General features: G+C 47.7%; 19 protein-coding genes. 9 read left to right on the forward strand and 10 right to left on the reverse strand.

All coding sequences use genetic code 11. From position 1 onward, the window contains the following. Positions 1-33: 33 nt before the first annotated feature. Genes purN through VC159_RS02335 form a run of 3 tightly spaced genes read left to right on the forward strand, consistent with a single transcriptional unit; the run spans position 34 to position 3,441 of the window. Positions 34-663 carry a phosphoribosylglycinamide formyltransferase gene (gene purN, locus VC159_RS02325; RefSeq protein ID WP_323472592.1) on the forward strand — a complete coding sequence of 210 codons (630 nt, stop codon included), beginning with the start codon at positions 34-36 and terminating at the stop codon, positions 661-663. Continuing rightward, a complete protein-coding gene (locus tag VC159_RS02330) occupies positions 660-2,219 on the forward strand; it encodes an RsmB/NOP family class I SAM-dependent RNA methyltransferase (RefSeq protein WP_323472593.1) in 1,560 nt (519 codons plus the stop codon). The genes purN and VC159_RS02330 overlap by 4 nt, the downstream gene beginning before the upstream one ends. 28 nt (positions 2,220-2,247) lie before the next feature. Then, on the forward strand, positions 2,248-3,441 hold the full coding sequence (locus VC159_RS02335; RefSeq protein ID WP_323472594.1) for a fatty acid desaturase: 1,194 nt from the start codon (positions 2,248-2,250) through the stop codon (positions 3,439-3,441). A gap of 89 nt (positions 3,442-3,530) precedes the next feature. Here the strand turns inward: VC159_RS02335 and rpmG are convergent, their stop codons facing one another. From rpmG to radC, 3 genes are all read right to left on the reverse strand, one after another. Next, on the reverse strand, positions 3,531-3,698 hold the full coding sequence (rpmG, locus tag VC159_RS02340) for a 50S ribosomal protein L33 (RefSeq protein ID WP_015421876.1): 168 nt from the start codon (positions 3,696-3,698) through the stop codon (positions 3,531-3,533). Between the two features lie 11 nt (positions 3,699-3,709). Next, positions 3,710-3,943 carry a 50S ribosomal protein L28 gene (gene rpmB, locus VC159_RS02345; protein WP_011903570.1) on the reverse strand — a complete coding sequence of 78 codons (234 nt, stop codon included), beginning with the start codon at positions 3,941-3,943 and terminating at the stop codon, positions 3,710-3,712. A 144-nt stretch (positions 3,944-4,087) separates the two neighbouring features. Continuing rightward, entirely contained in the window at positions 4,088-4,783 is a 696-nt protein-coding gene (gene radC / locus VC159_RS02350; RefSeq protein WP_323472595.1) for a RadC family protein, read from the reverse strand. 30 nt (positions 4,784-4,813) lie between these two features. Between radC and VC159_RS02355 the strand changes: the two genes are divergently transcribed. Together VC159_RS02355 and ispH are read left to right on the forward strand one after the other, a co-directional pair. Next, entirely contained in the window at positions 4,814-5,260 is a 447-nt protein-coding gene (locus tag VC159_RS02355) for an FKBP-type peptidyl-prolyl cis-trans isomerase (protein ID WP_072582845.1), read from the forward strand. A gap of 3 nt (positions 5,261-5,263) precedes the next feature. Then, positions 5,264-6,205, forward strand: coding sequence for a 4-hydroxy-3-methylbut-2-enyl diphosphate reductase (gene ispH, locus VC159_RS02360; protein ID WP_323472596.1), 942 nt, complete (start codon positions 5,264-5,266; stop codon positions 6,203-6,205). 2 nt (positions 6,206-6,207) lie between these two features. On the opposite strand, the gene VC159_RS02365 is transcribed toward ispH, so the two are convergent. Both VC159_RS02365 and VC159_RS02370 read right to left on the reverse strand, forming a co-directional pair. After that, positions 6,208-7,401 carry an acetylornithine transaminase gene (locus VC159_RS02365; RefSeq protein ID WP_215358506.1) on the reverse strand — a complete coding sequence of 398 codons (1,194 nt, stop codon included), beginning with the start codon at positions 7,399-7,401 and terminating at the stop codon, positions 6,208-6,210. Positions 7,402-7,478: 77 nt separating this feature from the next. Continuing rightward, complete coding sequence (locus tag VC159_RS02370) at positions 7,479-8,519, reverse strand: CDP-6-deoxy-delta-3,4-glucoseen reductase (RefSeq protein WP_323472597.1); 1,041 nt, start codon at positions 8,517-8,519, stop codon at positions 7,479-7,481. A 36-nt stretch (positions 8,520-8,555) separates the two neighbouring features. On the opposite strand from VC159_RS02370, the gene VC159_RS02375 reads away from it, so the two are divergent. After that, positions 8,556-9,443: an SDR family oxidoreductase gene (locus VC159_RS02375; RefSeq protein ID WP_323473550.1), complete on the forward strand. Its 888-nt coding sequence runs from the start codon at positions 8,556-8,558 to the stop codon at positions 9,441-9,443. On the opposite strand, the gene VC159_RS02380 is transcribed toward VC159_RS02375, so the two are convergent. The 3 genes from VC159_RS02380 to VC159_RS02390 all read right to left on the reverse strand — a co-directional run bounded on the left by VC159_RS02380 (position 9,424) and on the right by VC159_RS02390 (position 13,261). After that, on the reverse strand, positions 9,424-11,196 hold the full coding sequence (locus VC159_RS02380) for a glutamine--tRNA ligase/YqeY domain fusion protein (RefSeq protein WP_323472598.1): 1,773 nt from the start codon (positions 11,194-11,196) through the stop codon (positions 9,424-9,426). The genes VC159_RS02375 and VC159_RS02380 overlap by 20 nt on opposite strands. 84 nt (positions 11,197-11,280) lie before the next feature. Beyond that, positions 11,281-12,783 carry a tripartite tricarboxylate transporter permease gene (locus tag VC159_RS02385; RefSeq protein ID WP_216233884.1) on the reverse strand — a complete coding sequence of 501 codons (1,503 nt, stop codon included), beginning with the start codon at positions 12,781-12,783 and terminating at the stop codon, positions 11,281-11,283. A gap of 19 nt (positions 12,784-12,802) precedes the next feature. Beyond that, positions 12,803-13,261 (reverse strand): tripartite tricarboxylate transporter TctB family protein, encoded by a 459-nt coding sequence (locus VC159_RS02390; RefSeq protein ID WP_215358498.1) that lies wholly within the window; start codon positions 13,259-13,261, stop codon positions 12,803-12,805. Positions 13,262-13,382: 121 nt separating this feature from the next. Here VC159_RS02390 and alaS point away from each other — a divergent pair, with 121 nt between their 5' ends. Continuing rightward, positions 13,383-16,007, forward strand: a complete 2,625-nt coding sequence (gene alaS, locus VC159_RS02395) for an alanine--tRNA ligase (protein WP_323472599.1) — start codon at positions 13,383-13,385, stop codon at positions 16,005-16,007. Further along, the gene (locus tag VC159_RS02400) at positions 16,004-16,249 is read left to right on the forward strand and encodes a sulfurtransferase TusA family protein (protein ID WP_216859952.1); all 246 of its coding nucleotides are present in this window, start codon (positions 16,004-16,006) and stop codon (positions 16,247-16,249) included. Before alaS ends, VC159_RS02400 begins: the two co-directional genes overlap by 4 nt. Positions 16,250-16,339: 90 nt before the next feature. Here VC159_RS02400 and galU read toward each other — a convergent pair whose 3' ends face one another. After that, positions 16,340-17,230 (reverse strand): UTP--glucose-1-phosphate uridylyltransferase GalU, encoded by an 891-nt coding sequence (galU, locus tag VC159_RS02405; protein ID WP_216233887.1) that lies wholly within the window; start codon positions 17,228-17,230, stop codon positions 16,340-16,342. Positions 17,231-17,253: 23 nt separating this feature from the next. Continuing rightward, positions 17,254-20,145 (reverse strand): valine--tRNA ligase, encoded by a 2,892-nt coding sequence (locus VC159_RS02410; protein ID WP_323472600.1) that lies wholly within the window; start codon positions 20,143-20,145, stop codon positions 17,254-17,256. Between the two features lie 24 nt (positions 20,146-20,169). Between VC159_RS02410 and VC159_RS02415 the strand changes: the two genes are divergently transcribed. Then, positions 20,170-22,536 carry a UvrD-helicase domain-containing protein gene (locus VC159_RS02415; RefSeq protein WP_323472601.1) on the forward strand — a complete coding sequence of 789 codons (2,367 nt, stop codon included), beginning with the start codon at positions 20,170-20,172 and terminating at the stop codon, positions 22,534-22,536. Positions 22,537-22,542 lie beyond the last annotated feature (6 nt).

Below are 22,542 nucleotides of genomic sequence, written 5' to 3' on the forward strand. Positions count from 1 at the left end.
GCTTTCAGGGTAGCCATCAATTATATTGTGGGCATGCCTTCTATCGTCACCTTAATCTCCGGCCGCGGATCTAATTTCGAGGCCATCGTCAAAATGGCTCAAAAAGAGCAATGGCCAGTCACTTTTGCTGGGGTTATAGCGAATCACTCGGCGGCTAAGGGCCTTGATTTTGCTCGCTCGCAGGGTATTCCGGCCTTTACCATTGAGCATAAAGAGCATGCAACCCGAGAATCCTTTGATGCTGCCTTAATTGCGCAGATTGATGCCTTAGGGGCTGATTTGGTGGTTCTTGCAGGCTTTATGAGAATTTTGACTCCAGGCTTTATTCGCCATTTTGAGGGTCGCTTGATCAATATCCATCCAGCCTTGTTGCCCGCCTTCCCCGGTTTACATACCCACGAGCGGGCTCTGGAGGCTGGTGTGAAGGAGCATGGTGCCACCGTGCACTTTGTGAATGAGGGTGTGGATGAGGGTCCGATTATTTGTCAGGCCTCAGTTTCAGTGCTGAAAAGTGATGATGCAGACACCTTGGCAGCCCGTGTTTTGGCTGCCGAGCATCAAATTTACCCGCGGGCCGTAAAATGGTTCCTCGATGGACGATTGCGAATAGAAGGTAATCAAGTGAAGTTACAACCCCCGGAGTCGCAATTTTTTAAATTATGAGTGCAGAACGTCCACCCCGCAGATCTGGCAGCAGACTAGCCCCACACAAAAGTTACGCGACTAAATCGAAAGATCCATTGCGTCGTCCTGAGCGTCGTAATGCCAGTGGTAATTTAATTGCACCAGAAGGTCAAAAGAATTTTTCCAATGCAAAAGCATTACCGCAGCATGCAATCCATCTGGAGCGTTTGCTTCCCGAATTGCTGAGTTTTGAACAGCCAGCTGACCGAGTAGTCAGCCGTTATTTCAGGGAAGAAAAGCAACTAGGAAATCGCGATCGTGCTTTGATTGCTGAGAGTGCGTTCGCCATTTTGCGTCGTAAAAATGAGTTCTCTCAATTTGCTTCGAGCGGCGAAGGCTCTCAGCCTAGACGCTTAGCTCTATTGGGTTTGCTGTCCGCGCTGTCTGAAGGTGGATTAGGTTCTGCTAATCGTGCAGAGAGCGCTATCGCCGACTTGGCGCACGTTCTTAAGCCCGGTGAATATGAATGGCTGCAACGTTTTGCAACGGTTGATCCTGCGGCATTAAATCCTCTCGTGCGCAACAATTTGCCAGAGTGGTTGTGGGATGCGTTTGGAGAATATCCTGGTGAAGAAGCTCGCGAAGAGTTAGCTAAGTCATTAATGCATCCAGCACTTTTAGATTTACGTGCGAACACCATGAAAACCAATCGCGAAGAACTGCTTGTGCAGATGAATGCATTGGGTGGTCGCTATCAAGCAATTCCAACTCCTTATGCGCCTGATGGCGTGCGCATTATGGGCAAACCTGCTCTGCAAAATACTGCTGGTTTTAAAGCGGGTATGTTTGAAGTTCAAGATGAAGGTAGTCAGCTTTTGGCTTACTTGCTCGCACCTAAACGTGGTGAGATGGTTGTCGACTTTTGCGCTGGAGCTGGCGGCAAGACTTTGGCCATCGGAGCGATCATGCGCTCTACAGGGCGTTTGTATGCTTTAGATACATCAGAGCGTCGTTTAGCGAATTTGAAGCCAAGGCAGGCACGTAGTGGCCTTTCTAATGTGCATCCAGTGTGGATTGATAGTGAGAATGACGCCAAGATCAAACGCTTGGCCGGCAAGATTGATCGTGTCCTAGTAGATGCCCCTTGTAGTGGTATGGGTACCTTGCGACGCAATCCTGATTTGAAATGGCGCCAGACCCCTGCTGGAGTCTTGGAGCTCAATCAGAAGCAGATGAATATCTTGACCTCGGCTGCGCGCTTGTTAAAACCAGGCGGACGCTTGGTTTATGCCACCTGCAGCCTGTTACCCCAGGAGAATCAAGCCATTGCAGAAGATTTTCTGGCAAAACATCCTCAATTTGAGGCTGTTCCAGCAGCTGAAGTTCTTAAACCATTGTTTCCTAAGGATAAATTACCGATAGGTTGTAGTTCGGACAATCCTTGGTGGCAGTTATGGCCCCATATTCATGGAACAGATGGCTTCTTTGGTGCTGTATTCCAGAAGAAAGCTGCTGCCCCAGTTGCCGAATCAGAAAAAGACGCCCAAAAAGAGACTAAGGTCAAAAACAAGAAGACTCCTAAAGAACTAAAATAGAGTTTTAGACCTCTTTAGGGATTCCCTTTTGAATACAGCATCAGGTTTTGATTTGTTCCTCCATTGGCTTGCTAATGGATATTTAGATTGGTCATGGTGGAAGATAGTTGTTTTCACCTTAATCGCTACTCACATCACGATTGCTGCGGTGACCATTTTCTTGCACCGCTGCCAAGCCCACCGTGCTTTGGATCTGCACCCCATTGTTTCTCACTTCTTCCGTTTTTGGCTTTGGCTAACAACTGGCATGGTTACCAAAGAGTGGGCGGCGATTCATCGCAAGCATCACGCTAAATGTGAAACTGTTGATGATCCTCATAGCCCACAGGTTTTGGGTATTAATACAGTACTCTCTCGTGGCGCTGAGCTCTATAAAAAAGAAGCGGCTAATCAAGAGACCTTAGATAAGTTTGGTCACGGCACTCCAGATGACTGGATCGAGCACAACATCTACTCTAAGTTTTCTTGGCAGGGCGTTGCCATCATGCTCATCATCGATGTATTTTTGTTTGGCGCGATTGGCTTAACAGTTTGGGCAGTACAAATGCTCTGGATTCCGATTACTGCGGCCGGCATTATTAACGGTATCGGCCACTATTGGGGCTATCGTAATTTTGATAATGAAGATGCTTCCCGAAATATTGTTCCTTGGGGTATTTTGATTGGTGGCGAAGAGTTGCACAATAATCATCACACCTTTGCAACGAGTGCGAAGCTGTCAAACAAATGGTATGAGTTTGATATTGGTTGGATGTATATCCAGATGATGAGTGCAGTTGGCTTGGCTACTGTAAAGAAGACTCCACCCAAGCCAGTACTAAGCGACTTACGCCCTGCTGATCAGAGCACTTTAGAGGCCATCATTGCAAACCGCTACGAAATTATGGCGCGTTATAGCAAAACGCTGCGCAACTTCTTTAGTAATGAAGTGCAGCACATGCAGGTCTTGGCATCCCATTTAGGTGATGCTCGCACCTGGTTGGCTAAAGATGAGTCCCGCTTGACCGAGGAAGAAAAAGCAAAGCTTGAGGAGCTCATGGCTAGCAATGCTCAGCTACGCAAGATGATTGAGATGCGCCGCGATCTTCAAGCTATCTGGGGCCGCTCTAATGCCACCAAAGAGCAATTACTTTCTCAGTTGCACGCTTGGTGTCAGCGTGCCGAAGACAGCGGCTTAACAAGTCTGCGTGAGTTCTCTTTGAGATTACGTCGTTACGCCTAAGGGTAAATTACAAACCAAGCGCTTGGAAGAATTTCTAGGCAATAAAAAACCCGCTACTTCAGCGGGTTTTTTATTGCTTGAAGTAAAAATTACTTCAACTTTGTTTCTTTGTAAGCAACGTGCTTGCGAATGGTTGGATCAAACTTCATGATCTCCATTTTCTCAGGCTTTGTACGCTTGTTTTTTGAAGTTGTGTAGAAGTGACCAGTACCTGCTGATGACTCTAACTTGATTTTTTCTCTGCCGCCTTTAGCCATTTGTGCGCTCCTTAAATTTCGCCACGTGCACGAAGATCAGACAACACAGCATCGATGCCGTTCTTGTCGATTACGCGCAAACCAGCATTGGTTAAGCGCAAGCTAATCCAACGGTTTTCAGATTCAACCCAGAAACGACGATTTTGCAAATTCGGCAAAAAGCGACGCTTCGTTTTATTGTTTGCATGGGATACATTGTTGCCAACCATCGGCTTCTTCCCAGTGACTTGGCAAACTTTTGCCATGACATAACTCCATTAATTGCGAAAAAAGAAGATTGTATCAGTCTCAGCCTATTTTCGGCTAGCCCTAAATAGCTTTGTTTGAGGGGAATTGAGCATAAGGTGGGTATCTGGATGAAAAATAGCCTATCAAGTTAGCATTCACTATCATTTATCGTCATTATCCATAAGCCCAGAGTCGGAAAATGAGAAAAAACCGCTGCCACTCACAATACAGTGATCTAGTAGCTGAATATCCACCATTTGCAAGGCATTTGCTAGTACTTTGGTGAGTTTTTGATCTGCATCGCTCGGTAATGGATTGCCGCTGGGGTGGTTGTGGGCCACGATCAGGGCGCTGGCATTTTTAGCAAGGGCTTCTTTCAGGATTTCACGGGGGTAGATAGCTGTTTGGGTAATAGACCCCCTAAAAAGCTCATCACACTCAATTAGGTGGAGGCGGGAGTCTAAGTAGAGACACAGAAAGACCTCATGGGGGAGACGGCCAATTTTGGCCTGCAAGAACTCTCTGACGTGATTAGGTGATGAAAATATGGGGTCATGGGTCAAGCCATCCTCTAGGCTTCTCTTAACAAGCTCATATGCCGCCTGAATTTGAGACCACTTAGAAAGTCCCATGCCATGGAGGCGCGTGAATTCTTCGGGAGTGCTGGCCAATAGTTTTGGGAGGCTACCAAAGTGATGCAGGAGATCCTTGGCTAGGGCAACGGCACTTTTGCCCCTAACCCCAACCCGCAAAAAGATGGCCAGTAGCTCCGCATCAGAGAGAGCCGCCGCGCCATTTAGGCGGAGTTTTTCTCGAGGCTGCTGATTTTTTGGCCAGTCTGTAATGGGAGAGTGCACAGCCAGCGTGGGCCTAGATACAATCACCTTATGACCAAGCTTACTGTTTTGCCTAATTCCTACCTGACTCTCAACTATCGGCTCACTTTGCCCAGCGGGGAGGATTACATCAACACTTTTGTCGATCGTCCTGCGACGGTTTTGATGGGGTCTGGACAATTTGCTCCTTGCTTTGAGAATGTGTTGCTAGGTTTAGGTGTTGGTGAGAAAAAAAGTGCGCTGCTTGCGCCAGAAGAAAGTTTTGGTGAGCGCAAAGAAGATTTGGTGCAATGGGTGTCTTTGAAGGCGCTTAAAGAAGGTCGCGATGATGATGTGGAATTTAATCCTGGGGATGTGATTGAGTTCAATGCGCCTGGTGGCGCTCAATATGCAGGCGTGCTGCAATCGATTAATGAAGAGGGTGCTTGGTTTGACTTTAACCATCCATTGGCTGGCAGACCGGTTACCTTTGAAGCAGAGATTGTGGCGATTTTGTAAATCATGAGCGACTTTAATAACCCAGAAATTTTGATGGCTCAGCCGCGTGGTTTTTGCGCAGGCGTAGATCGTGCCATCAACATCGTTAATGAGGCGCTCAATCGTTTTGGCGCACCAATATATGTGCGACATGAAATTGTTCATAACGCCTATGTAGTCAATGAGTTGCGCGATAAGGGCGCGGTATTTGTAGATGAATTGCATGAGGTTCCCAAAGGCGGCATTGTTGTATTTAGTGCTCATGGGGTTTCTCAGGAAGTTCGCAAGGATGCCGAGGCGCGGGGTTTGCAGGTATATGACGCTACATGTCCCTTGGTAACTAAAGTTCATCTTGAAGTTGTCAAGATGTGTAAAGACGGCTTCACGGTATTGATGATTGGTCACGCTGGACATCCTGAAGTTGAAGGAACGATGGGGCAGGTGAAAGAGGGTGTCTTCTTAATCGAGAGAGTTGGTGATGTGGGATCCTTGCCTTTCCCGGCCGATGAAAAGATTGCATTTGTTACCCAGACAACACTCTCGGTAGATGAGACAAAAGAAATTGTCGATGCGCTAACGATGAAGTTTCCCAATATTGTTCAGCCCCGCAAACAAGATATTTGTTATGCCACTCAGAATCGTCAGGATGCTGTGAAATTTATGGCGCCTCAGGTTGAAGTCGTTATTGTGGTGGGAAGTGCGACAAGCTCGAACTCTAATCGCTTGCGTGAGCTTTCTGAAAAGCTGGGCGTTCCGTCTTACATGGTGGATTCACCAGATCAGTTAAAGCCAGAATGGTTCGCTGGTAAAAAACGGGTAGGTTTAACTGCGGGCGCATCGGCGCCAGAGAGCTTGGCGCAATCGATTGTTAGCCGCATTCAGGAGTTTGGCCCTAGGCAGGTACGGGCGCTTGATGGGGTAATAGAGGAAGTGACTTTCTCTCTACCCAAAAACCTAATTGGGTAGAGTTAGTCGACTTGCTTTAGTAGCTCACGCAGCATATTGCACATCTGACGAATTTCATCGTCCGATACATTTAAAGCAGGCATAAAGCGTAACAAGTTTGGTCTTGGTGAATTAATCAACAAACCTTCTGGGCCACGATCTCTGGCAAGATCAACCAGTTTTGGGCCAATCTCTTTTCCAAGCATCAATGCGCGCAGTAATCCTTCGCCACGCTCACCTTCAAGATTAAATTCTGCACAAAGCTTGAGTAATTCAGACTTGAGCAATTCACCTTTAGCTTTGACGCTATCTAAAAATCCTGGGGCTAATAGTTGCTCAATGACGCTAATACCAACAGCTGTCATGAGTGGGTTGCCGTTATAGGTCCCGCCTTGATCGCCAGGCACAAAGCAAGCTACCGCATCTGTTGCCAATAGGGCTGCTAGAGGAACGCCTCCACCAATACCTTTGCCCAAAGTCATGATGTCTGGCTCTATGCCGTAGTTTTGGTAAGCAAAGAGCGCGCCGGTACGGCCGCAACCAGCCTGTACTTCATCAGCAATTAATAGAATATTATTTTCTTTAGTGAACTTACGTAGTTCACGCATAAATTCTTGAGTAGTTGGAATCACGCCGCCTTCGCCTTGAACAGGTTCAAGCATGACTGCAACGGTTTTGTCGGTCACAAGTTTCTTAACTGACTCTAAATCATTTAAATCCGCTTTAGGAAAGCCCGCTACTTGCGGAGCAAACATCGTGTCCCAGTTTGGCTTTCCAGAAGCGCTCATTGTGGCTAATGTGCGGCCATGAAAGCTGTGATCAAACGTGATGATCTCAAATGCACCAGATTTATTGAGTTGACCCCATTTGCGCGCTAACTTGATCGCACCTTCATTGGCTTCAGCCCCGCTATTGGCAAAGAAGACTTTGTCAAAGCAGCTGTTCTGAGTCAGTAGATTCGATAAGCCAATCATCGGCTCGTTAAAGAATGCCGGACTAGGGTTAATGAGTGTCTTCGCTTGCTTATTGAGCGCCTCAATCATTCCTGGGTTGCAGTGACCTAAACAGTTAACGGCCCAGCCTTGCAAGAAATCCAAATAGCGTTTCCCATTGTTATCAGTGAGCCATGAACCCTTACCTTCGACCATGATCACATCAGGGCGCGGGGTAATAAACATGACTGAGTGTGTATCGATCGTCTGCGTTGGCTTATTCATACTGATTTAAGGGGTGAGAGTGACGGGGTGAAATGAAGTTTCTATTATCTAACCGAATGCGTTTTATGGCGCAAGACTTATGCGGTGGCTAAATCAGCAGCGCTGGTAAAGGAATCAGCAAAGAACTCTTCCTCAGGCAGTTGACACTTGGCTGAGAAGTCATTTCTGGCAGCATTGACCATGACTGGGGCGCCACAGGCATACACCTGAAAACCTTTCATATCAGGATGGTCAGCCATCACAGCCTGATGCACAAAGCCAGTGCGACCCTGCCATTCATCTTCCGCTAAGGCATCTGAAATCACGGGGATATATTTAAAGTCAGTAATTTCTTTTTCCCAGGCTTTGCACAAATCATCTAAATACAGATCACTAGGGCGACGGCCACCCCAGTACAAATGAATGGGCCGATGAATCTTTTTCGCCCGCATTTGTTCGATGATTGATTTGATTGGGGCAAAGCCCGTGCCAGCTGCAACAAAAATAATTGGTTTCTTAGAATCTTCTCTTAAGAAAAAGCTACCCAAGGGACCTTCAAAACGAAGAATATCTTTTTCTTTTAATGCGGGCGTGACGGCACCAAACACAAAGTCAGTAAATAGGCCGCCTGGCAAATGACGAATATGCAACTCAAGTGGACCTTCTTGCTCAGGCGCGTTGGCGATTGAGTAAGCACGGCGTTGACCATCTTTGAGTAGAAACTCCAAATACTGCCCAGCCAAGAATTGAAAGCGTTCTGCAGCAGGTAGTTGAAGCTTGAGAATGGCGACATCCTCACTGGGTTTGGTAATTGCGTTGACTCGGCAAGGCACCTTGCGAATCGCAATATCGCCCGCTCCTTGGACTTCACGAGCCTCAATCAGCAAATCTGATTGGGCGTGGGAGCAACAAAACAGAATGCCACCCGCAGTCTCATCGGCCTTGCTCAGGGCGCTTTCACTATGCTGACCATGAGTGACTTGACCTTCTAAAACTTTACCTTTGCAAGAGCCACAAGCACCATTTTTGCAGCCATAGGGCAGGTTGATGCCTTGACGAAGAGCGGCCTCCAGGAGATTCTCATCTGGATTGACGGTAAATTGTTTGCCGCTCGTTTTGAGCGTGACCTGATAAGACACTCTCATTCCTTTCAATAAATCGTTACGATGTTACTTATGCAATCTTTTGGTAAGCCTTCAATCCTGATTATTGGCTGCGGAGACATTGGTCTTCGGGTAGCTAAACAACTTTCGCGAAGTCACCGTGTCTTTGCGCTTACCTCTCAACAAAATCGCTTTCAGGAGTTGAGGGCGGTTGGCGCGACTCCTATTTTGGGTAATCTGGATCATCCAGAGTCTTTATGGCGCCTTAGCGGTTTAGCTCAAACCATCATTCATCTAGCGCCACCGCAAAATGGTGGAAATCGTGATTGCCGAACCCGCAACCTTCTCCGAATTTTAGCCCAAGGCTCCAATGCCGTCAGGCGCCTGATTTATATCAGCACCACCGGTGTTTACGGTGATCATAGGGGTGGAAAGGTGAGTGAGGCTACCCCAGTAAACCCCCAAAGTGAGCGTGCGCAAAGAAGGGTAGACGCTGAAAGGATTCTCCGTTTATGGGCTCCTGCCCATGGAGTGGCTTTGACGATTCTGCGCGTTCCCGGAATTTATGCAGCCGACCGCTTACCGATTGAGAGGCTTCAGGCGCAAACGCCTGCATTACTGCCGGAGGAGGATGCTTATTCGAATCATATTCACAGCGATGATTTAGCGAGGCTAGTCTGCGCAGCGGTCTTCCATGGCAAGCCTCAGCGCATCATTAATGCCTGTGATGGTGGCGAGACCAAAATGGGTGAGTACTTTGATGAAGTGGCGGATGCTTTTGGTCTGGAAAGACCAGCTAGATTACCTGGCGGCGAGTTGCAAAAAATTGTTAGTCCGATGCTTTGGTCCTTTATGCGCGAGTCACGCAGGGTTACCAATCAGCGCCTACCAGAATTAAAAACACCGCTACGCTATCCCAGCGTAGGACATTTTCTAAAAACTATTTCCAAGAATCCTTGAGGCCAACCGTACGGTTGAATACTGGCTTACCAAGTTTGGAGTCATTCTTGTCGGCAACAAAGTAGCCGTGACGCTCAAACTGGAATTGATCTTCTGCTTTGGCATCTTTCATGCAGGGTTCTAAGTAAGCAGCAATTGTTTGCTTTGAATTTGGATTGATCGATTCTAAGAAGTTCTTGTCACCACTATCAGGATGGGGGTCGCTAAACAGGTGATCGTATAGACGCACTTCTGCAGGAATCGCTTCAGCCGCGCTGATCCAGTGAATATTGCCCTTGACCTTGTAGTTATTGGAGCCAGCAGTACCGCTCTTGCTATCTGGAAAGTGTGTCACGTTGACTTGGGTGATATTCCCTTGTGCATCGGTTTCAAAACCAGTGCATTCCACTACAAAGCCATGGCGTAAGCGAACTCGGCTACCAGGCTGATCTCCAATCGGTGGATAAAGTCTGAAGAATCCCTTGATGGGTTCCTTCATAAAGTCATCCGCTTCAATCCACAGTTCACGCGTGAAATGAAATTCACGATTGCCCCATTCTGGATGATTGGGATGGCGCGGCGCAGAGCAAGCTTCTTTTGCTGAGGCATCAAAGTTTTCAACGACGAGCTTGAGTGGCTTAAGCACTGCAGTAGCACGTGGAGCCCTAACTTCAAGATCATCACGTAATGCTTGATCAAGGGTGCTCATATCAATCCAGCTATCGGCTTTAGAGACGCCAATGCGCTCGCAGAACAAACGAATGCTTTCCGGGGTATAGCCGCGGCGACGGATGCCGACGATGGTTGGCATCCGCGGATCATCCCAACCCTCAACATGCTTTTCTTCCACGAGCTGTAATAACTTACGTTTGCTAGTGATGGTGTAAGTCAGGTTGAGGCGTGCGAACTCATATTGATGTGGCACAGGGTCTTTAAAGACACCCAATTCTTTTAATGAATTCACAATCCAATCGTACAAGGGACGATTGTTCTCGAACTCTAGCGTGCAGATGGAGTGAGAGACATTCTCCAATGCGTCAGAGATGCAATGTGTGAAGTCATATAAAGGGTAAATGCACCATTTGCTGCCCGTGCGGTGGTGATCGGTATGGCGGATACGATAAACCACGGGATCACGCATCACAATGTTGGGATGCGCCATGTCAATTTTCAGGCGCAATACATGCTCGCCATCCTTGAACTTCCCATCACGCATTTCGCGGAATAAGGAGAGATTTTCTTCTGGGCTACGATCGCGGTAAGGACTATTTTTTCCAGCTTGGCCAAAGTTACCACGATTGGTATGAATGTCATCAGCACTTTGGCTATCGACATAGGCTTTGCCATTCTGAATCAAGATTTCAGCAAACTCATAGAGTTTGTCAAAGTAGTCGCTTGCGTGATAAAGATGGGTTCCCCAATCAAAACCTAGCCACTTCACTGCATCCAAAATACTGTCGGCGTACTCCACATCCTCTTTAACTGGGTTGGTGTCATCTAGACGCATATTGCAGCGCGCACCCCCAGCTTGATTGTTGTAATCAGCAGCTAATCCAAAGTTCAGGCAAATGCTTTTAGCGTGACCAATATGTAAGTAGCCATTAGGCTCTGGTGGAAAACGGGTGATGATCGATGGGATAGGCTCCCCAGCTAAATTGGTGCGCTGTGCAAAAGCCCCGCTTGCCAAATCATGATCGATGATCTGGCGCAAGAAATTAGACGGTTCGGCTACAGCGCCGGTATTTGCTTTGGAAGGTTTGCTATCTTGGGACATAGCCACATTGTAGAGAAAACCCCCAGCCCATAAAGAAAAAGCCCGCAAACAGCTGCGGGCTCGTTTCTGTGAGGCGTAAAACTATCAGTCTTCGACGAAAGCCTCTTCGCGAGTCTTCTTAACCGCAGGCAAGGCCACGATCACCACCAAGAGGGCTGATGCAATGAGCAATCCCAAGGAAAGTGGACGAGTTAGGAAGGTGGTGAAATCGCCACGAGACAACAATAACGCGCGACGGAAGTTCTCTTCCATCATTGGTCCAAGTACGAAGCCTAAAAGCAATGGAGGCGGTTCGCAACCCAGTTTGAAGAATAGGTAACCAATGATGCCGAAGGCGGCGGTCACGTATACGTCAAACACAGTGTTGTTTACGGTATAGACGCCGATACAGCAGAAAACCAGAATGGCTGGGTACATGAAGCGATAAGGAATCTTCAGTAACTTTACCCAGATACCAATCAGGGGCAAGTTCAAGAGAATCAACATGACGTTACCAATCCACATGGAGGCGATCAGACCCCAGAACAAGGCTGGGTTGCTGGTCATTACCTGAGGACCTGGTTGAATGTTGTGAATAGTCATCGCGCCAACCATCAATGCCATCACTGCGTTTGGTGGGATACCCAAAGTCAACAATGGAATGAATGAGGTTTGAGCAGCAGCATTGTTAGCTGATTCAGGACCAGCAACACCTTCAATGGCGCCTTTACCGAACTCATGGCTGTACTTAGAGGATTTTTTCTCAACCGAGTAAGCGCCAAAAGCAGCAAGTGCTGCGCCACCGCCCGGTAGGATACCTAGAATCGAACCAATAGTTGTGCCGCGCAAGATCGAAGGAATCATGCGTTTTATATCTTGCTTGGTTGGGATCATGGTGGTCATCTTGTTTAAGAAGCCCTCATCTTCACCAGTCTTCTCAAGGTTACCCATGATTTCTGCGAAACCAAAGACACCCATCGCAACTGCAACGAAGCCAATACCATCACTCAACTCAGGAATATCAAACGCATAACGCGAAACACCAGAGTTAACGTCAGTACCGATCAAGCCCATTAGAAGGCCCAAGACGATCATGCCAATCGCCTTGATCAAAGAGCCGGATGCCAATACAACCGCACCGATCAAGCCCAAGATCATTAGAGAGAAGTACTCCGCTGGACCAAACTTAAACGCCAGCTGTGAGAGTGGTGCAGCAAAAGCGGCCAACACTAAAGTTGCCACGCAACCCGCAAAGAATGAACCCATGCCGGCAGTGAACAATGCAACACCAGCTCGACCATTTCTGGCCATTTGGTAGCCATCGATCGCCGTCACTACCGAGGACGTCTCTCCTGGGATGTTCAACAGAATCGCTGTTGTAGAGCCGCCGTACTGTGAACCGTAGTAAATACCAGCCAACATAATCAATGCAGCGATTGGAGGCAAGGCGTAGGTAGCTGGCAACAACATCGCGATAGTCGCGATAGGGCCAAGACCTGGCAAAACACCAATCAAAGTTCCCAATACACAGCCGATCAGACAGTAAAGAAGATTTTGTAATGTAAACGCGGTATCAAAACCGAGAGCTAAGTTAGCAAATAAATCCATTTTTTAGTATCCCGGCTCGTTATTGTAAGAAGAAAGGCAGTAATGGGAACTGTAATTTCAGACCCATAACGAATACCGAGTAAGTGAAAACAATCAGAAATGTGGCATTGATTAAAGTGCCTTTCCAATGAAATTCATGACTTGCGCTGGCTGACATAAATACCAAAACGAAGACGGCTACGATAAAGCCCATCGTTGGCAAGAGGATGCCGTATGCAATGACGGATCCAGTAATGAGGCCAATAACCTTCCAATTGAAAGGAGGGATTTTTTCAATCGCTGCTTTAGCGCTGAGTGACTTCACCAGGATGAGTAAACCCAGGGCTGTCATTACTAGGCCGAGCCAGAAGGGAAAGTATCCAGGCCCCATTTTGGCAGCAGTTCCCATTGGGTACTGGGTAGCCATGAAGGTAAAAAAGAGACCAATGACCATATACATTAGGCCGGCCCCAAAATCTTTTTGATTACGGATTTCCAAGTTGCGCTCCTTAATTACCGACTTATTTGTCGATTTATTGATGTTGAGCGATTGTAAGGCAGGATATGGGGATCTTGTCTAGGGTTTGCCCTAGAGAGGTGCCAATGCGATAATTATTGCCATGAAAGTCTCCCAAATTCGCCAGGCCTATCTGGACTTCTTCGCCCAAAAAGGCCACCAAATCGTCCCTTCCAGCCCAGTGGTGCCGGGAGATGACCCAACCCTGCTATTTACGAATGCAGGCATGAATCAATTTAAAGATGTGTTTTTGGGCTTTGATAAGCGCCCTTATAACCGTGCGACGACTGCCCAGAAGTGCATCCGGGCCGGTGGAAAACACAACGATTTGGATAACGTTGGATACACCGCGCGTCACCATACCTTTTTTGAAATGCTGGGAAATTTCTCTTTTGGAGATTATTTCAAGAAGGATGCTATTCAATTTGCCTGGGATTTATTGACCCAAGTTTTCGAGTTGCCAAAGGAAAAACTCCTCGTCACTGTCTATGCTGAAGATGACGAAGCTTATGAGATTTGGAATAAGCAAATCGGTGTTCCTGCGGATCGCATTATTCGCATTGGGGATAACAAGGGCGCGCGTTACGCATCGGATAATTTTTGGATGATGGGTGACACAGGCCCTTGTGGACCTTGTACTGAAATTTTCTACGATCACGGTGAGCATATTCCTGGCGGCCCTCCTGGAAGTCCTGATGAAGATGGAGATCGCTTCATCGAAATTTGGAATAACGTCTTCATGCAGTACAACCGCGACGAGGCCGGTGTAATGCATCCGCTACCTAAGCCTAGCGTTGATACAGGCATGGGTCTTGAGCGCATTGCAGCAGTCTTGCAGCATGTTCACTCCAATTATGAAATCGACCTCTTCGTCAATCTCCTCAAGGCTTCTAAGGAAGCAGTTGATGCGGCGGGTGGTGAAAATTGTGATGCACAAAGTCCTTCATTAAAGGTAATTGCTGACCACATCCGTGCATGTAGTTTCATTGTGGTCGATGGCGTCATTCCAGGTAATGCTGGTCGTGGCTATGTATTGCGCCGCATTGCACGTCGCGCGATTCGTCATGGTTATAAGCTAGGTGCACGTAAACCATTCTTCTATCAGTTGGTGCCTGCGCTTGTTAAAGAGATGGGTGAAGCCTATCCAGAGTTACGCGCCGCACAAGACAAAGTCAGTGAAGTTATTAAGCAAGAAGAAGAGCGCTTCTTTCAAACGATTGCCAATGGCATGGAAATTTTGGATGGTGCTTTAGCTGGTGGCGCAAAAATAGTGGATGGAGAAACAGCTTTTCGCTTACATGACACTTTTGGTTTCCCATTGGATCTAACGGCTGACGTTTGTCGTGAGCGTGGCGTCACTGTCGATGCAGATGGTTTTGAAGTGGCGATGCAGAAGCAGCGCGACCAGGCAAGAGCTGCGGGCAAATTTAAGGTAGCTCAAGGCCTGGATTACAAGGGTAAGCCTACGCAGTTTCATGGTTATGACACCTTGAAGCATGAAGGCGCCAATGTAACGGCACTCTATGTGGATGGCTCATCAGTCCCCTCTATTAAAGCGGGTGATGCAGCTGTCATTGTTTTAGACAACACCCCTTTTTATGCTGAATCTGGCGGCCAAGTAGGCGACAAAGGTGAGCTACGCAATGAAAGTATTCGTTTCGCAGTAGAAGACACTTTCAAGATTCAGGCTGATGTATTTGGTCATCAGGGTGAAGTGCTTGAGGGTGAGCTCAAAGTAGGTGATGCTATTAATGCATTAGTAGACACCCAGCAAAGAGCCGATACGATGCGCAACCACAGCGCTACTCATATTTTGCACAAAGCCTTACGTGAGGTGCTGGGTGATCATGTGCAGCAAAAAGGTTCATTGGTAGATGCCACTAAGACCCGCTTCGACTTTACGCACAATGCGCCTATTACGGCAGAACAAATTCGTCGCATTGAAGATATCGTGAATCAGGAGATTTTGGAAAACACGGCAACCTCAGGCAAAGTGATGTCTTTGGATGATGCGCAAAAGACAGGCGCCATGATGCTCTTTGGCGAGAAATATGGTGATGAAGTGCGCGTGTTGGAAATCGGCTCTTCTAAAGAGTTGTGCGGTGGAACTCACGTTGGACGAACTGGCGACATCGGTAGCTTGAAGATTGTTTCTGAAGGCGGTGTTGCCGCTGGCATTCGTCGTGTTGAGGCGGTTACAGGAAGTAATGCACTGCATTTCTTGCAAGGCTTAGAAGATAAGATCAATGAAGCTGCAGCGATTCTCAAAACCCATCCTGGTGATTTGGTCAATCGAGTTGCGCAACTTCAAGAAAGCCTGCGTCAAGCGGAGCGCGAATTAGAGAAGGTGAATTCTAAGTTGGCTGCAAGCCAGGGCGATGAGTTAGCAGGTCAGGCCATCGATGTGAATGGCATCAAGGTACTTGCTGCTCGACTTGATGGTGCTGATGCTGGCGTATTGCGCGAAACAATGGATGCCCTAAAGGCAAAGTTGAAAACTGCTGCCATTGTGTTGGCCTCAGTTCAAGGCGATAAGGTGAGCTTGATTGCTGGTGTTACGGCTGACTCGATTGGCAAAGTAAGGGCAGGCGATCTCGTGAACTTTGTTGCTCAACAAGTGGGTGGTAAAGGTGGCGGCAAACCAGAAATGGCAATGGCTGGTGGAACTGATCCTAGCAAGTTGGGCGTAGCCTTAAGCGGCGTTAAAGACTGGATAGCAAGCAAATGAGTGAATCAGTAAATATTGCTTTTAACGCAGAGGTGGATGCGATTGGTATGAACTGCCCATTGCCTATCTTGCGTACTAAAAAAGCGTTGGCAACCATGCAGTCAGGTGAGGTCTTAAAGATTAAGGCAACCGATGCGGGTGCCGCTCATGACTTTCCTGCTTTTGCTAAGCAAACTGGCAATGAGTTGCTTGCAAGCACTACCGAAGGTGATGTACTGGTTTTCTTTATGAAACGTAGGTAGGTAAAAAGACGGGTATTTATTCTTTTAGCTAGGTGATAAAACAAAAGGCAGAGATTAATCTCTGCCTTTTTTATTCCTCTCGAAGAGCTTTTACTTTAAAGACCAGCTTTTTAAGTACTCTGCAAATTCTTCACCTACTTCTTGGTGGCGAAGGGCGAAATCCACAGAGGCCTTCAGGTAGCCCAACTTGCTGCCACAGTCATAGCGAATGCCATCGTATTCATAGCCAAATACAGGCTCTTTTTTTAGTAAGGCGGCAATCGCATCAGTAAGCTGAATTTCTCCGCCAGCACCGGGCTTCACATTACGAATGTGATCAAAAATCTTGGAGGATAGTACATAGCGACCAACCACTGCTAGATCAGAGGGCGCATCAGCAGGTTTTGGTTTCTCAACGATGCCATTGAGGCGATAGATGCCTTTGCTGACTGAATCTCCCGAGATAATCCCGTATGAGCTACTTTTAGAGGGGTCAATCTTCTCTACTGCCAATACAGAGCCTTGTTGTTCCTCATGCACCTTGAGCATTTGAGCGAGTACGGGTGGCTGACCATCTAAGAGGTCATCCGCCAAAATGATGGCAAATGGCTCGTCGCCCACTAACTTCTCAGCGCATAAAACGGCGTGACCTAGTCCCAGGGGTTCGGATTGCCTGATGTACACGCAATCAACATTGTCCGGCTTTACGCTTCTGACAAGATGAAGAAGGTCTTGTTTGTTCTTCGCCTCGAGTGCGGCCTCTAATTCATATGCTTTATCAAAATGATCCTCAATCGCACGTTTGCTACGGCCTGTAACAAAAATTAGCTCTGTAATGCCAGCTGCAATAGCTTCATCCACTGCGTACTGAATCAAGGGTTTATCCACGACATTGAGCATTTCTTTGGGACTGGCTTTAGTAGCAGGCAAAAATCGTGTGCCAAATCCCGCAACCGGAAATACGGCCTTAGTTACTTTTTTGGAGCTGAAATGTAATGTCATGAAAGGTCCGTTCTTATTATTTTTTATTTAAGACGATCTAATTGTGCAACAAGCTTCTCATGATTTTGCTCAAAGCCAGCAAGGCGTTGTTTTTCTTGGGCAACAACCTCGGCTGGGGCGCGTGCCACAAAGCTTTCATTGGTCAATTTACCCTTAGCTTTATTGATTTCATTGGCTAAGCGCTCAATTTCTTTGCCTAGGCGAATTCTTTCGGCGCCAACATCCACTTCAATCTTGAGTAAAAGCTTGATATCACCCACCAAAGCAATTGGCGCTCCTGGGGCATCTTTTTCTAAAGCAGACTCATCGCTGTAGATTTTGACCTCAGTTAGTTTGGCAAGCGCCATGAGGTAGGGAGTGGCTTTCTCAAGGAATCCTTTTGGACCACAAATCCAGAGTGGCACTTTTTGACCGGGAGGAACTTGCATCTCGCCACGAAGGTTTCTACAGGCATCCACAATGGCTTTGATTTGTGCAACCCAGGCCTCACTCTTTTCATCAATCTTTTCAGGCTGAGCAACAGGGTAAGGCTGAAGAGCAATGGTTTGTTTAGTTTGTTTGGCCAGCTCTTTGCCAGACTTTGGTCCTACAGTTTGCCAAAGCGTTTCAGTGATGAATGGAATTAGGGGATGCGCCATGCGCAAAATGGTTTCCAAAACGCGTAAGAGGGTGCGACGAGTAGCGCGTTGCTGCGCTGGCGTACCAGTCTGCAATTGCACCTTGGCAAGCTCAAGATACCAATCACAATACTCATCCCAAACAAATTGGTAAATGCTGCTGGCAATATTGTCAAAGCGATAAGCCTCAAAGCCTTTAGCTACCTCAGCTTCTGTTCTTTGCAGTTGCGAAACGATCCAACGATCTGCTGGTGAAAAATCCAAATAGCCATCAGGGCCACATTGGTTGTCGCAAGGCGCAAAGCCATTGTCTTCATCGCCAACAGGGCAGTTCATCAGAACAAAGCGCGTGGCGTTCCAGAGTTTGTTGCAGAAATTGCGATAGCCTTCACAACGCTTTTGATCAAAGTTGATATTGCGTCCGAGCGAAGCTAGGGAGGCGAAAGTAAAGCGCAAGGCATCAGTACCAAATGCAGGAATGCCATCCGGAAACTCTTTCTTCGTTTTCTTGCTGATACTTTCGGCTTGTTTTGGATTCATGAGGCCAGTAGTTCGTTTACCTACTAACTCTTCAATCTTGATGCCATCAATTAAATCAATTGGGTCTAAGGTATTGCCTTTGGACTTGCTCATCTTCTGGCCTTCAGCATCGCGAACTAGACCATGAACATAGACGGTATGGAATGGTACTTTTCCTGTGAAATGGCAGGTCATCATGACCATGCGCGCTACCCAGAAGAAGATGATGTCAAAGCCAGTCACTAAAACAGATGAAGGCAAGAAATGATTTAAGGCGGGCGTTTCTTCTGGCCAACCTAAAGAGCTAAATGGCACAAGCGCAGAGCTGAACCAAGTATCCAGAACGTCAGGGTCACGGTTGAGTTTGCCGGTGTAGCCAGCTGCAACAGCTTTCGCTTTAGCCTCTTCCTCAGAGCGACCGACAAAAATTTGTCCATCATCGCCATACCAAGCGGGGATTTGATGGCCCCACCAGAGCTGACGTGAGATACACCAGTCTTGAATATTTTCTAGCCACTGAGTATAGGTGTTGATCCAGTTCTCTGGAACCAGCTTGATATCACCTTTGGTTACCGCATCCAAGGCAGCACCAGCAATCGAGGAGCCTGGTTGATACTTATTATCGGGACTGGGTTTAGACATCGCCACAAACCATTGGTCAGTGAGCATTGGTTCAATGATGGTTTGGGTGCGATCACCGCGTGGCACCATTAATTTATGTGGCTGAACTTTATCCAATAAACCAGCAGCCTCTAAATCAGAAACTACTTGTTTGCGTGCTGCGAATCTTTCCATGCCTAGATAGGCGGCTGGAGCATTCTCATTAATTTTGGCATCCAAAGTAAGGATGTTGATCATGGGCAGTTGATGACGTTGACCTACCGCATAGTCATTAAAGTCATGCGCAGGAGTGACTTTTACAACGCCAGTACCAAAATTCAAATCCACATAGTCGTCAGCAATGATAGGAATCTGGCGGTCACACAAGGGCAGGTTCACCGACTTGCCGATGAGGTGCTTATAACGCTCATCTTCTGGGTTCACCATCACGGCAACGTCGCCCAATAAGGTTTCTGGACGAGTGGTGGCAACGGTGAGGTGACCAGAGCCATCGGTCAATGGATAGCGGATATGCCACATCGATCCATCTTCTTCTTCGCTCACTACTTCTAGGTCTGAAACTGCAGTGCCTAAGACAGGATCCCAGTTCACCAAGCGCTTGCCGCGATAAATTAAACCTTGTTCATGCAAGCGCACAAATACTTCGACAACTGCTTTGGACATCTTGCTGTCCATCGTGAAATATTCTTTGCCCCAATCGATTGAAGCGCCAAGACGACGAATTTGGCGGGTAATGGTATTGCCGGAAGTTTCTTTCCACTCCCAGACTTTCTCTAAAAACTTGTCGCGGCCTAAGTCGTGGCGAGATATTTTTTGCGCATCGAGTTGGCGCTCAACAACGATCTGCGTAGCAATACCAGCGTGATCGGTGCCAGGCACCCATAAGGTATTTTTGCCTGTCATACGAGCGTGACGTACCAAGCCATCCATGATGGTTTGATTGAAGGCGTGACCCATATGCAAGGTGCCGGTCACATTGGGCGGGGGAAGTTGGATGGAGAAATCACCCTTACCCTCGTCCATGGTGGAGTCAGCAATACCCCGGCGCTCCCACTCTGGACCCCAGTAGGCCTCTATCGGGGCGGGTTCGTAGGATTTGGCGAGCTCGTCCGCTGAGCTGGCCGCTGGTGAATTAGGGGTATTTGAGGCATTTGGCATAAGAGGCAAATTATAATTGGGCTGATGTACTCAGACTTGCTCGCGAACCTCAATCCAGAACAGCGCGAGGCAGTGACCCTCCCGCCCGTCCACGAAAATGGCCAAGCCCAATCAGCCTTGATTTTGGCTGGGGCAGGGAGCGGCAAGACCCGCGTCCTCACCACCCGTATAGCCTGGTTGATTCAGACCGGCCAGGTATCCCCTATTGGCGTCCTAGCGGTGACCTTCACCAATAAGGCCGCTAAAGAGATGATGCTACGTCTTAGCGCCATGCTGCCAATTAATACGCGCGGGATGTGGATCGGCACCTTTCACGGTCTTTGTAATCGTTTATTGCGCGCCCACCACAAGGAAGCGGGTTTACCGTCGACTTTCCAAATCTTGGATACCCAAGATCAGCTCTCTGCAATTAAGCGCCTTTTAAAAGGCTTAAAAGTGGATGATGAAAAATATCCTGCAAAGCAGTTGCAATACTTTATTGCCCACGCCAAGGAGCGCGGTCAACGCGCAAAAGATTTAGCGCTTGGTGATGATTTCCAAGCCAAGATGGCGCAACTGTATGCGGCTTACGATGAGCAATGCCAACGCGAAGGTGTGGTGGATTTTGCTGAACTCTTATTACGCAGCTATGAATTACTCAAACATAGCGAAGCGATTCGGACTCACTATCAAGAGCGCTTCCGTCATATTTTGATTGATGAGTTTCAAGATACCAATGCTTTGCAATATGCATGGCTTAAATTGTTATCGGGTCATGACGCAAGCCGTATTAATGTCAGTGGCATGGGTAGTAGTGCCGTTTTCGCGGTGGGTGATGATGACCAAAGTATTTATGCTTTCCGTGGTGCTGATGTGGAAAACATGCGCCTCTATGAAAAGCAATACCACCCATTGATGGTGAAGTTAGAGCAGAACTATCGCTCGCATGGCCATATTTTGGATACGGCAAATCACCTTATTGCGAATAACTCCGAGCGCCTTGGTAAGAACCTTCGAACCGATGCTGGTCATGGCGAGCCAGTCCGTATTTATGAGGCGCCAAGCGATCATGCCGAAGCTGCTTGGCTGGTGGACGAGATCAAGGCTTTAGTCAATAGTGGTATCAAGCGCACTGAAGTAGCTTTGCTCTATCGTAGTAATGCCCAGTCACGCATTATTGAGCACGCATTATTTTCTGCGGGTATTCCGTATCGTGTGTATGGTGGTTTGCGCTTCTTCGAGCGCGCTGAAATTAAACATGCACTCGCTTATTTACGCTTGCTCGAGAATCCGAATGACGACACTTCATTCTCCCGGGTTGTGAATTTTCCAACCCGCGGAATTGGAGCAAGATCAATTGAGGCCTTGCAAGATGCTGCCAGGGCGCAACAATGTTCTTTGTATTTAGCCGCCTCTACTTTAGAAGGCAAAGCCGGCGCTGCACTTAGTGGATTTGTGCGCTTAGTAGATCACATGCGTGAAGCCACACGTCACAATACTTTGCCGGAAACAGTCGAATTTGTAATTCAGAATAGTGGCTTGATTCAACACTACCTCTCAGAGCGCGAAGGACAGGATCGCGTCGAGAACTTACAAGAATTGATTAACGCAGCCACTGCCTTTATTGCCGAAGAAGGTTACGGTCAAGACGCAGCTGCTGCAATGTTGCCGGGTGAGAATGCTCCAGGCGTTGTGGAGGTTTCACCTTTGGCGGCCTTTTTATCCCATGCTTCATTAGAGGCAGGTGATAACCAGGCTCAAGCCGGTCAAGATGCTGTGCAGTTAATGACGGTGCACTCGGCAAAAGGCTTAGAGTTCACCTCAGTATTCATCACCGGTCTTGAAGAGGGTTTATTTCCTCATGAGAACAGTGTGAATGAGCAAAACGGCTTAGAGGAGGAGCGTCGCTTGATGTATGTGGCGATCACGCGGGCTAAGGAACGGCTTTATCTCTCGCATACTCAATCGCGGATGCTGCATGGCCAAGTGCGTTACAACATGCCTTCTCGTTTCCTAGAGGAGCTTCCATCCGATTCATTGAAATGGCTTACTCCCAAAGCAAGAGATGCACGCTGGGGCGGCGGAAACTCAAGATCAGGATCTACTTGGCAAGATGGTTATACCCGTCAACGCGAATATGAGTCGAATGACTTTTTTGATTCAGGCTCTGAACGTCAAAGACCAGCGAAGCGAGTTGGTTCAGCTTCGATGGAAGTGAAAAGACTAGCCTCTCCACCTCGCGGCAATTATCCATTCACTATTGGGCAGAACGTCTTTCATACGAAGTTCGGTGAAGGACGCGTGACTGGTTTAGAGGGTGTAGATGCTGATGCAAGGGCGCAGGTTAATTTCAAGCGTCACGGTATCAAGTGGCTACAGCTGAGTATTGCGAAGCTTGCTGCGATTGACTGATAAATC

This window comes from Polynucleobacter sp. JS-JIR-II-c23, from assembly GCF_035011225.1.
Lineage (GTDB): Bacteria > Pseudomonadota > Gammaproteobacteria > Burkholderiales > Burkholderiaceae > Polynucleobacter.

Excerpts from the sequence above, each read along its gene's own strand:
- alaS (WP_323472599.1), top strand. The coding sequence starts at position 13,383 with ATGAAAGTCTCCCAAATTCGCCAGGCCTATCTGGACTTCTTCGCCCAA.
- rpmB (WP_011903570.1), bottom strand. The coding sequence starts at position 3,943 with ATGGCAAAAGTTTGCCAAGTCACTGGGAAGAAGCCGATGGTTGGCAAC.
- VC159_RS02380 (WP_323472598.1), bottom strand. The coding sequence starts at position 11,196 with ATGTCCCAAGATAGCAAACCTTCCAAAGCAAATACCGGCGCTGTAGCC.
- purN (WP_323472592.1), top strand. The coding sequence starts at position 34 with ATGCCTTCTATCGTCACCTTAATCTCCGGCCGCGGATCTAATTTCGAG.
- VC159_RS02415 (WP_323472601.1), top strand. The coding sequence starts at position 20,170 with ATGTACTCAGACTTGCTCGCGAACCTCAATCCAGAACAGCGCGAGGCA.
- VC159_RS02330 (WP_323472593.1), top strand. The coding sequence starts at position 660 with ATGAGTGCAGAACGTCCACCCCGCAGATCTGGCAGCAGACTAGCCCCA.
- VC159_RS02400 (WP_216859952.1), top strand. The coding sequence starts at position 16,004 with ATGAGTGAATCAGTAAATATTGCTTTTAACGCAGAGGTGGATGCGATT.
- VC159_RS02355 (WP_072582845.1), top strand. The coding sequence starts at position 4,814 with ATGACCAAGCTTACTGTTTTGCCTAATTCCTACCTGACTCTCAACTAT.
- galU (WP_216233887.1), bottom strand. The coding sequence starts at position 17,230 with ATGACATTACATTTCAGCTCCAAAAAAGTAACTAAGGCCGTATTTCCG.
- ispH (WP_323472596.1), top strand. The coding sequence starts at position 5,264 with ATGAGCGACTTTAATAACCCAGAAATTTTGATGGCTCAGCCGCGTGGT.
- VC159_RS02410 (WP_323472600.1), bottom strand. The coding sequence starts at position 20,145 with ATGCCAAATGCCTCAAATACCCCTAATTCACCAGCGGCCAGCTCAGCG.
- rpmG (WP_015421876.1), bottom strand. The coding sequence starts at position 3,698 with ATGGCTAAAGGCGGCAGAGAAAAAATCAAGTTAGAGTCATCAGCAGGT.
- VC159_RS02385 (WP_216233884.1), bottom strand. The coding sequence starts at position 12,783 with ATGGATTTATTTGCTAACTTAGCTCTCGGTTTTGATACCGCGTTTACA.
- VC159_RS02375 (WP_323473550.1), top strand. The coding sequence starts at position 8,556 with ATGCAATCTTTTGGTAAGCCTTCAATCCTGATTATTGGCTGCGGAGAC.
- VC159_RS02365 (WP_215358506.1), bottom strand. The coding sequence starts at position 7,401 with ATGAATAAGCCAACGCAGACGATCGATACACACTCAGTCATGTTTATT.